Annotated in this window: 9 protein-coding genes; 4 read left to right on the top strand and 5 right to left on the bottom strand. The window is 47.4% G+C overall.

All coding sequences use genetic code 11. From position 1 onward, the window contains the following. Nucleotides 1-81, top strand: an 81-nt coding sequence (locus tag EVJ32_RS16535) for an IS3 family transposase (RefSeq protein ID WP_131436690.1), incomplete at its 5' end; no start/stop codon positions are given. A gap of 214 nt (nucleotides 82-295) precedes the next feature. Here EVJ32_RS16535 and EVJ32_RS13940 read toward each other — a convergent pair. Further along, entirely contained in the window at nucleotides 296-478 is a 183-nt protein-coding gene (locus tag EVJ32_RS13940; protein ID WP_070327713.1) for a hypothetical protein, read from the bottom strand. Nucleotides 479-567: 89 nt separating this feature from the next. Next, on the bottom strand, nucleotides 568-2,010 hold the full coding sequence (locus tag EVJ32_RS13935) for a protein adenylyltransferase SelO (protein ID WP_131458826.1): 1,443 nt from the start codon (nucleotides 2,008-2,010) through the stop codon (nucleotides 568-570). Between the two features lie 114 nt (nucleotides 2,011-2,124). Between EVJ32_RS13935 and EVJ32_RS13930 the strand changes: the two genes are divergently transcribed. The 3 genes from EVJ32_RS13930 to EVJ32_RS13920 all read left to right on the top strand — a co-directional run bounded on the left by EVJ32_RS13930 (nucleotide 2,125) and on the right by EVJ32_RS13920 (nucleotide 7,773). Then, a complete protein-coding gene (locus EVJ32_RS13930) occupies nucleotides 2,125-3,339 on the top strand; it encodes a bifunctional folylpolyglutamate synthase/dihydrofolate synthase (RefSeq protein WP_131458825.1) in 1,215 nt (404 codons plus the stop codon). Nucleotides 3,340-3,424: 85 nt separating this feature from the next. Then, entirely contained in the window at nucleotides 3,425-7,165 is a 3,741-nt protein-coding gene (locus tag EVJ32_RS13925; protein WP_131458824.1) for a DUF5057 domain-containing protein, read from the top strand. Next, nucleotides 7,165-7,773: a hypothetical protein gene (locus EVJ32_RS13920; protein WP_131458823.1), complete on the top strand. Its 609-nt coding sequence runs from the start codon at nucleotides 7,165-7,167 to the stop codon at nucleotides 7,771-7,773. The genes EVJ32_RS13925 and EVJ32_RS13920 overlap by 1 nt, the downstream gene beginning before the upstream one ends. 41 nt (nucleotides 7,774-7,814) lie before the next feature. Here EVJ32_RS13920 and EVJ32_RS13915 read toward each other — a convergent pair whose 3' ends face one another. Genes EVJ32_RS13915 through EVJ32_RS13905 form a run of 3 tightly spaced genes read right to left on the bottom strand, consistent with a single transcriptional unit; the run spans nucleotide 7,815 to nucleotide 10,517 of the window. Then, the gene (locus tag EVJ32_RS13915; RefSeq protein ID WP_131458822.1) at nucleotides 7,815-9,530 is read right to left on the bottom strand and encodes a hypothetical protein; all 1,716 of its coding nucleotides are present in this window, start codon (nucleotides 9,528-9,530) and stop codon (nucleotides 7,815-7,817) included. Between the two features lie 20 nt (nucleotides 9,531-9,550). Next, a complete protein-coding gene (locus EVJ32_RS13910; RefSeq protein ID WP_236639523.1) occupies nucleotides 9,551-10,114 on the bottom strand; it encodes a prepilin-type N-terminal cleavage/methylation domain-containing protein in 564 nt (187 codons plus the stop codon). Next, entirely contained in the window at nucleotides 10,053-10,517 is a 465-nt protein-coding gene (locus tag EVJ32_RS13905) for a type IV pilus modification PilV family protein (RefSeq protein WP_131458821.1), read from the bottom strand. The genes EVJ32_RS13910 and EVJ32_RS13905 overlap by 62 nt, the downstream gene beginning before the upstream one ends. Nucleotides 10,518-10,589 lie beyond the last annotated feature (72 nt).

Below are 10,589 nucleotides of genomic sequence, written 5' to 3'. Positions count from 1 at the left end.
ATATCGTTCTACAACCACGATCGTTTCCAGAAACGACTAAACGGCTTGAGCCCTGTCGAATACAGGTCTCAAGCCGCCTAGGCTGGTTTTCATTATTTGCCCTGTCTACTTGACGGGGAGCAGTTCAAACGACGTTTGGGGGTTCTTCGACGTAGCCATAAAACATAAAGTCCGATTCCCGTGATCCAAAGGAAGTGCATGTAGAGCGAATCAGTCAGCCCGACTCGATACAAATGGACGAGATACACGGCATATAGGAATCCGGCAAGAAGCATCATCGTGAAATAAACGAGTTTCATGTGTCGTTCTCACCACTCCATTCAAGCTCATTCAAATGTTTCATGAACTGGAAAAACGAGACGATTAAGAAAAAGGCGGGCATGGACCAAATCCAGCCACTATAAAACGGACCTTGCCATAGCTCGAGCGAGATTAGGCAAGCGAAACCAAGCGAGATGAGTGAAGCAAGTAGACGCATAGTAAACCTCCAGAGTGTCGTTTGTCTATAGTACGCACCCAAACGCTAAAAGGTTCCTAAAAAAATCCATCCCGCGAAAGCGGAATGGATCACGTGCCACAAAACGTCTGATACGGATACGTTCGCTCTGGTCCCGGCGAGACGTAACGCCCGTAATCGGCTTCGTAGTCATACGGCTGACGCAACACGTCAAGCAAGGCGTTTGACGGACCGAAGTCACCTCGTTCAGCTGACGTGATCGCTGATTCGACGTGATGGTTGCGCGGGATGACGGCCGGGTTGTGTTGGCGCATGAGTCGCGTCACATCTTCGTCTGGGAGAGCTTGTTCAGCGAGACGTTTACGCCATGCCGAAAGCCAGGCCTTCCCATCGTCACGCGACGCGAACGGAAGTGACTCCGTTTCTCCTAGCGTGAGCACGCGGAACGTGTTCGTGAAGTCGGCCTCGGTCTCCATCATGAGTCGGAGCAGTTCGTCAGTCAGCGCGTCATCGCCGTCTTTTCGGACGTAGAGACCGATCTTATGGGCGAGTCCGGTGAAGTACGCTTGTTTATAAATCTCCGTATAATCGTTCAACAAACGATTGGCGATGTCGACGGCAGCTTCTTGCGTGTCGGCAAGTAACGGCAACAGCGTCTCGGCAAGCCGGGCTAAGTTCCACGACCCGATATACGGCTGATTCGCGTAGGCGTAACGGCCCTCGCGGTCGATCGAGCTGAAGACGGTGTTTGGATGATACGTATCCATGAATGCGCACGGACCGTAGTCGAGACCTTCACCGCTGATGAACGTGTTGTCGGTGTTCATGACGCCGTGGATGAAGCCGACGAGTTGCCAGTCGGCGATCAGTTTCGCCTGACGTTCGATGACGCGTCCGAGGAACGCCTCGTAGCGGTCAGGACGACCTTCGAGACCTGAGTCGTGACGATGGATCGCATAGTCGGCGAGGGCGATGACGTCATCGATCGACCCGGCCGCGGCCGCGTATTGGAACGTGCCGACGCGGATATGACTCGAGGCGACACGGGTCAAGACGGCACCGTGCTTCGGCCCTTGACGCATGACCGGCTCACCAGTCTTGACGACGGCAAGTGCCCGATTCGTCGGGATACCGAGCGCGTACATCGCTTCACTAATCAAATATTCGCGTACCATCGGCCCGATAGCGGCTCGGCCGTCACCACCTCGTGAGTATTCGGTCGGTCCTGAGCCTTTCAACTGCACGTCGACCCGTTTACCGTTCGCTGTGACGTGTTCCCCTAAGAAGAGGGCGCGTCCGTCACCGAGCATCGTGAAGTTGCCGAACTGATGCCCGGCGTACGCTTGCGAGAACGACGTGTCGGTCTGCCGGTTTCCGGACAGGAGCGCCACGTCTTCTTTCAATGCATCAATATCGAGTCCGAGTGTCTCGGCGAGGGGTTCATTCAATAAGACGAGTTCTGGTTTGTCGACCGGGTTGATCGGCCCACGGTCGTAAAACATGTCACGAAGTTCGACGTATGTCGCTTCAAAGTTCCAACCTGTGTCTTTCATCTGAATTCCTCCTATCTCTGTTCGCTTCGAGTATAGCACAGCCGATTCTCTGCGTAGGCCTTCGTGAATTTTGGTAAGATGGGAGGGAAGTGTTAGAACAGGGGTGGGTTAAAGATGGAGACAAGACAAGACGTATTTGAATGGCTGAACGGACAACTGCGGTTCGGGATCAAGCCTGGATTGAATCGAGTCGAGTGGATGCTCGAGACGTTACAAATTGACGAATTGCCGTCGATTCACGTGGCCGGGACGAACGGGAAGGGATCGACCGTCGCGTTTTTGCGGGCGATGGCGATCGCTGAAGGGTTGAACATCGGGACTTTCATCTCGCCGTACATCATCCAGTTCGAGGAGCGGATCATGTTGAACGGCGAACCGATTCACGAGATTGATCTCGTCCGCATCGCGAACCGTGTTCGTGACCGTGCCGATGAGTCACCGGAGACGTTGACCGAGTTTGAACTGCTGACGGTCATGGCGAAGCTGTACTTCCATGAACAGCAACCGGACCTCGTCATTTGGGAAGTCGGTCTCGGGGGCCGGCTCGATTCGACGAACGTGTTGAAGCGACCGCTCGCGACGGTCGTGACGTCGATCGGGCACGACCATCAAGGTATACTCGGCGATACGCTCGCAGAGATCGCCATGGAGAAGTTCGGCATCATGAAACGAGGTGTCCCGATGTTCCATAGTTTGGACGATGCGCAGTTGATCACGTTGCTCGAAGAACAAGGTCGGACGATGGAAGCACCGGTGCATGCGGTCACGCCGCTCATCGAGTCGATCGAAGACGGGGCCGACACAACTGTTACATATGAAGGACTGCCTGCTGCGGCTCTCGGCTTGACGGGTCATCATCAAGCCTACAACGGAGCGTGCGCCGTCGCGGTCGCCCGTCATCTCGGATGGAAGACCGAGGCGATATTGATAGGGCTTGAGACGGCACAACATCCGGGGCGCTATGAGCTCATCTCAAAAGAGCCGCGGATCATTTTAGACGGGGCGCATAACGCGGAAGGCGTAGCGGCACTCTGTGAGCAACTTCGTCTAGAAGAAGATGTCACCGTGCTTGTCGCGACTCTTGCCGACAAGGACCGTGAAGCGATAATCAAATCGTTAGGGACGATCGCGACCGTTTATGAGACGACGTTCGACTTTCCGCGGGCACGGACGAAAGACAGTCTAATCGAGGACGGGGCCCGTTACGTCGAGTGGAAAGATTGGTTGGCGGAATGGGTACGTTCGCCGCGCTCGAAAACACTCGTCATGACGGGATCGCTTTACTTTATTAGTGAAGTGAGAACGTATTTCCAAAGTTTTCAAAAATGACCTTGCGTTATGGATAAATACGGGGTATGAATGAGTATGAGAACGTATGTCATCATCACTTCATCATCCAAGGAGGAAATGCAGCATGGTCAGTCAACAAAGATTGAAACGACCCGTATCAGCGCTTGTCGCGATCGTCTTTTTAACATCACTCCTTACTACAACTTTTTTTGAAATTTATTCGACCGTATCGGCAAGTACGCCGATTAAACCGGTGATTTTAGAATTGACCGATCTTGCAGAAAAAGATAAAAATACGACGAATGTGACATATATCATCCCGTCACAATTAAATTTGGGAACCAAATATACGGTCGAAACGATGACCGTTAAACAGTTTAATGCATCTCGAGAAGACTTATTAGGGAAGTATGATGCGGTCGTGTTTGGTCCGTCACGTGCAGCCGGAACTCAAGCAAAATATAGCGCGAGTACGGTGAAATACGATCCGTCGTTAACCGGAGATGATGCGATTAAAAATGTTACTAGATTATCTCACGATACGAGAGAGCATAACAATGATATAACCGCGTTAAAGGTTCAGCAAATTCAAAATGAACTACTTGCTAATGGTGTTCCTGTCTTTCTACATGAAGATGTCTTTGTTAAACAAAATAATCTTCCCAAGAAAATTGATCAGTTAAAACAAAGTAACGCTATAGTTTTTAAAACAGTTGATGAAGTGAGTAGTTATTTAAAAACCTACTTCGCCACTAATAAACCGAATAAAATTAATCAGGTGACTACCAAGCAAGGTACGAAGACGTTGACTTCTTTGGTCGATATTGAATCAGAAACTTCAATCATACCAGCCGAAAGAGGGAAAGAAATTCGGTTTAATTATTCGCTTGAAAATACGCCATCTGCTGACGCGACTGTTGAACTATATATCGATTTTGATAGTAACGATCGATTCACTCAAAATGAGTGGATTCAAACAGTAGAAGCTAAACAGACAGGTTCGATTTCATACACAATCGATGCGCCAAGTTACACGAGTCCTCGTTATTGGAAAATTGTTATGAAAGATTCGATTGCAAAAACGTACTCTTATAAGACGGGACGTTTTTTGTTGAAAGATGAGAAAGCGACTGCGAAGGTATTGCAAGTTACGGCGGACGTATCTGGTGATCCTGTGACAGGTAAGCTTAGTGACACGTTTTCAAACAACCAGATGCTCAGCTACGGTGATTATTATGATTTCAATCTTGAAATCATTACCTACAAGCAGTTAGTCGATAAAATTTGCGAGCAAAATCTCAATAAGAACAAGGAATGGTTTTATAGTAAAGATTTAATTATATTTGGATTCAAAGATTCTTACATTTCTGAGCTTACAGATACGTGTACGCATACAGAATTAACAAAGTTTATGGATCAAGGTCGTGGGGTTATGTTTACTCACGATATGTTGTACCGTACTGCAAACAGTGGCAAATTCAATGTGAAGAATATGTGGGAAAGTAACTTTGCATCACGTTTTGCGACGAGAGAATACACGAACATGGGAATTTATGCTCAAAATCCTTCAACCGAAATCGTTCAAACAGCAACAGGATTATTCACTGAGTATCCGTATAAGATAAGCTCTAATTCAATTTCAAAGAAAAAAGTCAAAACGACACATAACCAATACTTTTCATTAGATTTAGAAAATGAAGATTTGACGACGTGGTTCAACCTTGTTGGGAGCAACCGCACCGCCGGCGATAGTTCCAATCACTACTATATGTATACAGTTGGAAACTTGACATATTCCGGAGCAGGGCATGTACAAACGTTTGATGAGCAAGATGAAAAAGAGATATTTGTGAACACGATGTTCCGTGCCTTCATTGGATCGAACCATGCTCCAAAAATTGAGGTGATCAACCCTCAACTGGAACAGAATCGACAAGCAAGCGTATATGACATTGAACCGCTTTACTTGTCATGGAAGTCACTTGACTATGATTTTGCAGACCGCTTTTTAGATACACGTGTCTTGGTCAACGAGAAGCAAGTGTATCCAGCGGAAAACGGAAAGTTTGCCAGTGTTCGGAACGGGGAGACGAGTGGTTTCTTTTATGAACATAACGCACAGGCTGGTTCACAGTTAAACGTTCGGATTGAGACGAAAGAACAACGTACTAAAGGTGCAATCACATCGACTGAATCCTTTGTCGTCAACGTCTTAAAATCTGAGGAGGCTGCGTTCGTATCTCGGACGATCAGCCCGTTAACGACAGAAGTCGAGAATCAAATCGCTCTTACGTACAACCTGAACTACTCGGTACCGTTCATTCAAAAGCCGAATGGTAACGCGTATAAAGAATTTGCGTGGACTGTGAACGTTGAAGAAACGATTCCAAGCGGTTATACAGTTCTAGACAGTTCGTTGCCAACAGGATGGAAGCGGGTCGGCGATAAACTTGTAGGTTCTATCTCAGATGAATGTGTTATCGAAAAAAATGATAGCAGCTGTAAGGTGAATGATACAAAAGTTGAAGTTAAGCTTGTTGCGAATAAAGTAGGAAACTATACGTTCGACCGAGGAACATTTGATTATGTTTTTGAAGCGAACCATAATTCGAACGGTACGAACAAGCATGATGTTGAGAAAGAAGGGGCTGGTAAGCTGACTTCTGTTAATACAACCGTTCTCGAAAAAGAAATTGAACGGTTGCAGCTCGAGGGCCCAATTTATTTGAATATCGGGGAGACACGTCAAGTGACACCCATTCTCACCCCTGAAACAGCACGCAAACTCGATTTAAAATGGGTAATTGGCTCTTCGGCTGCCGAATTGACGCCGAGCTACGTCAACAACAGTGCGTCGATTAAAGGGATGAAGCCAGGGAAGACGACAGTACGAGTAGAATATACATCTCCAGTGACGGGGAAAACGATTCAATCAAATGAGATCGAAATCATCGTCGATGATCCGCCAACGCAGTTCTCAGCGAATAACTTAAATTTGTTGGTCGGTGAAGAGGGGATCATTCGACCGTCTATTAAAACGACAAATGATGAGTATCGGAACTTCCGATTTGATATCGTTTCAGGACAAAACGCTGTCGAAGTCGTTCAGCAAACGAAGCAAGAACTTAAGTTGAGCGGAAATGCACCAGGAACGGTTCAAGTCAAAGTCTCGCTTGTGAATCAACCGGCGAATCAGCCGGTCGCACCAATCTTTGTCAATGTAAAGGTTTCACTGCCGGCGTTGAGCGTGTCTCCGACTGAGGCGACGTTATGGGTATACCGTGATTCAGAAGGAACATTGGTTCAACAATCAACCAGTTTATCTCTTATTCAAACGGGGTCAGTCCGATTGCCAGTCAGTTGGGAGCTTCCATCCGGAACTAGTGAAATCACGTTAGGAACGCCACGAGTTGATGGTGTAACTGTCAAGGCCGTTCAAGGGACAGGGACGACGCAGCGCTTGATCCCTGTCACAGGAGCATTCACGAATTTTGCTTCTCAACGCGTCACAGCGATGATTGATGTTAAAGAGTATCCGCAAGACATGCTAGCGTCGAACATCGAGCTTTACATGGAAAACTCACCGTACACGTATGAACCGGTCTTCTTGCCGAGTACAGCGAACGTTCGAGGTTTTGGAATGCAGGTGGCGGAAGGTTCAGACGTCGTAGAAATCGTGGATCAAACAAAATTGCGGTTAAAAAAACCGGGACTTGCAAAAGTACGAATTGCGACAGAAGACGTCAGCCGCTTCTTCTCTGGAACGAATGGGCCTAAAATTGTTTATCGTGAATTTTATGTGCGCGTTCGCGAAGGCACAGATCCTAATCCCGGTTCACCGGAAGATGCAGGAGATTACTATTGATGAAGTGGAAAGTAATTAGTGTCATCCTGTTCGTAGCTTTCATTGGTGCGGCAGGATGGGGCTATACCTATTACCAGACAAAACAAGTAGATGAATCGCTTCAAACAGCTGATGCTGAGCAACTCGCTACGATTTTAGAGCGACCGTTCGTTGACGTACAAGATGAGTGGATGGAGAAGGCGGTCGAACAGTACGATGTTCCTTCAGCGCTCGTTCTGTTCGAACATGGTGCAATGCTTACAGATAAGCAATGGATTTACTTGGCCGACTTGATGACGTTCGGAGAGTTCGAGCGCATGGTGAAGGCCGGTGCACCGCTTGATGTTTCAATCCCTTCGAGCACGTTGTTAGAAGGGTTGTATAGCTTGAATGACGAGCCAGAAAAATGGCGCTTGGCTCACGAACAGATTGATGTTGCGTTTTTAAATACACATCCTAATATTCTGATTCAAGCCGTCTATGATGGGAATACGGAGGCTTTTACAGACTTGATTGAACGTATGGATGCAGAAATTGTGCCGTATGAAGAAGTCGCATCTGTTGTCATGGAAATGAATCAGCAATTGATGTTAGAAGCGATGGTTAAAAAAGGGTATCAGCCCGAATGAAAACAAGGACAATCCTGCGACGGATTGTCCTTGTTTTCATTTTAACGAATTTGCACAGGCTGACTGACGAAGAACTGCAGTTGGTTTGTCACAGGCAACGTATCTAATTGATTGAAGACTGCATCGTTATACGAAAGTTTTAGTCGTGATTGTGACGCGTCGTGCGCAGAAATACGGCTATCGAAGTATTCAGCTGGGCTCAGATTGTCTTGACTGCTGAATGTTCCACGAAAGACGTTCACATTCATCGGACCTTTACTATACAGTCCACCTTTAATCTGTAAAATTGAGCCGACGGCATAGACGTATGTCGGTTCGGAAGAATCGCTATACAGAAACGCCTGTAATGTCGTCGGAGTTTCATCGAACTCATTGATTCGGTTCAATAAAATCTTCCCTTTTGAAAGCAAAATCAAAGAGTTCCCTTTGGACTCGTCAATCGGTAAAATATTGGCCCGATCGATAAACGTATCACCGAGTGTGTAAACGGTCGATTCAAACGAGATGTTGCCTCGAATCGTCAAATTCCCTCTCACAATAAGGGGTCGCTCAATCGTTAAACGGTCAGTCGATTCAATAACTAAATCTCCGTCAAATAGCAACGGGGCTGATGCTTTCGCAATTGATTCAGTCACATACATGGCACGATCAGCTAACGTTGCAGGTAATTCGATAATTGTTGGGTTCGTGAACGCATTATACGTACGTGCGGTTAAGTAAGGAGTAGGTCTTTCGATAACCGTCACACCGTCTTCGGCGAGAATACGCTCGACTTCAAACGTTTGATCTGTTGATGGAATCAAAACACCATTGAAAATTGAAGCGTCGACGGTATTCGTGTAGCTTAGCTTTTGATCCAAATAGCGATTTAAAAATTCAATAATCGAATAGTCATATTGGAATGGAGAAAACTGACTCGTCGATATGCCGGCGTCCGGCAATTCACCAGCCACCTCTTCACCAGACGTGAAATAGTCCGATTTGCTGCAGGTTGCACAATCATTCGGATTCTTCAAGTCGATGCGACCATCGAGATGGAGCAAGCTTGTACGAATGTTGTCTATACGTTTCGCCACGCCGTCCAGCTGATAATTCGCCGTCCGGTCAAACGTCAAAGGCCCACCTGAGAAGATGTTCCCTTTCACGGTCGGCATCCCGTTCACCGTCAACTGCTCGTCCGACCCGAGCACGTAATACAAAAACGCGGGCAGAGCCGTCAAATAAAGGTCTTGTGTGTATTCGACCGACAGGAGCGGTTGCTCGGGATTTGTTTGCCGGCTTGCGACGACGTTTACTTGTAAAATCTTCGTGAACGGTGCAGTATCGAGCAGGTTCGCGTCCGCATTCTCTTTTAATTGAATTGAATAGCTGATCTCGCTGTCGCTCTCGCTGTCGCTCTCGCTGTCGCTCTCGCTGTCGCTCTCGCTGTCGCTCTCGCTGTCGCTCTCGCTCGGGAGATTAAGGAACGGTTCGTTTGAGACGAGTGCGCCTTGAATCGCGTCATTAAAAGCGGACTCCGATTCCATATGAGCCGGTACATCATTTGCGTCATGAAGTGGGAAACGATTTCGAACATCCGCCGCAATCAGATTGAGCGCACTTTTTGCGTCTTCGTTCAGCTGCGTATCTTCCGTGCGGATGACCGTCAGCTTATTCGTGACCAAGTTCACTTGCATGGCAGCGAGCGATAAGACGGCGAGCGCGGCCATCGTCACGAGTACGAGTACGAGCACATAGCCTTCTTCTCGTTTATGCATAAGTGGTGCCTCCTTTCTTCTCAAAATGGGATCGAGCTTTTAAACGTTTTAATGGAATCGGGATTTGCCTTCAACGATAGGTTCATCTCGATTTCAATCAAGCCGCTCGTTATATAGTCCGGACGCCGTGGATCATAGACGGGCTCGATCAGTTGAATTGAAATATCATCTAACAAGACGTTCGGGTTGCTCGGCACGTATGAATCTGCTGATAAGTTCAAGCTGATCGGTTCGTATCCGGCTTCCCGATAAATCATCCCAGTCGACGAGATGCGTGGTTCGGATAGTTGGTGGAATTGGTAGGTGTCATTTATTTCGGTGACGGCATCAAATTCACTGCGGTTGACTTCGGATAGGATGGACGTGACCAAATAGTCGGCCTCACTGCGCAGTTCGCTCGTTTCGTTCGTCAATTGAAAACCGAGCGTTCCTGAAATGAAGGCAGTGATGATGACACCGCTCAAGATCGAGGCAACGACGACGGTCACAAGGAGCTCGACGAGCGTAAACCCTTCGGACGCTTTACTGAACGAGTTCACTTTCTGGGACAGCCGTTTCAGGGAACGGCTCACGTAACGTTGCATTCGAAATCACTCCTTTCAACGTGACAGGTGTTCGGAGTCGATCGGTCGTCACGGAAATCTCGACTTCGATTGTATTTGGCGGCAGCGTTGACAATTGGGAGATGGTAGCGACGTACGTCTCACCATGAATCCGATAATCAGAACAAAAATCACATTCTGAACTCACGCCGTTTCGATTCAACAGTTTATTCAAGTCAAGCGTTTCTTGAACAGCTGAGGCTCGTCGATCTAATGTATGCAGTGCGTTTTGAGCGACTTGGTTGGCGATGGTCGTACTAAGACTATCATTCGTCGTCTTCAGACTTTGGCTGAATATGTTTAACAAGGAGAACGAAACAATCGATAAAATGACGATCGACACGAGTACTTCGACGAGCGTAAAACCTTTTTCGGAACGGGTCAACGCATTGACCTCCTTTTCAAATATAATAAAATACTAGGAAAAAAGCGTATGATTACCTAAATAAATGTTAAT

The organism is Exiguobacterium sp. SH5S4 (genome assembly GCF_004337045.1).
Classification (GTDB): Bacteria; Bacillota; Bacilli; order Exiguobacteriales; family Exiguobacteriaceae; genus Exiguobacterium; species Exiguobacterium aurantiacum_A.
Note: the sequence above shows the minus strand (reverse complement) of the source record. Positions and strands in the feature narration are given on the sequence as shown.

What these genes read in the sequence shown, in the direction of transcription:
- EVJ32_RS13940 (WP_070327713.1), bottom strand. Translation starts at nt 478, where the DNA reads ATGCGTCTACTTGCTTCACTCATCTCGCTTGGTTTCGCTTGCCTAATC.
- EVJ32_RS13935 (WP_131458826.1), bottom strand. Translation starts at nt 2,010, where the DNA reads ATGAAAGACACAGGTTGGAACTTTGAAGCGACATACGTCGAACTTCGT.
- EVJ32_RS13930 (WP_131458825.1), top strand. Translation starts at nt 2,125, where the DNA reads ATGGAGACAAGACAAGACGTATTTGAATGGCTGAACGGACAACTGCGG.
- EVJ32_RS13925 (WP_131458824.1), top strand. Translation starts at nt 3,425, where the DNA reads ATGGTCAGTCAACAAAGATTGAAACGACCCGTATCAGCGCTTGTCGCG.
- EVJ32_RS13920 (WP_131458823.1), top strand. Translation starts at nt 7,165, where the DNA reads ATGAAGTGGAAAGTAATTAGTGTCATCCTGTTCGTAGCTTTCATTGGT.
- EVJ32_RS13915 (WP_131458822.1), bottom strand. Translation starts at nt 9,530, where the DNA reads ATGCATAAACGAGAAGAAGGCTATGTGCTCGTACTCGTACTCGTGACG.
- EVJ32_RS13910 (WP_236639523.1), bottom strand. Translation starts at nt 10,114, where the DNA reads ATGCAACGTTACGTGAGCCGTTCCCTGAAACGGCTGTCCCAGAAAGTG.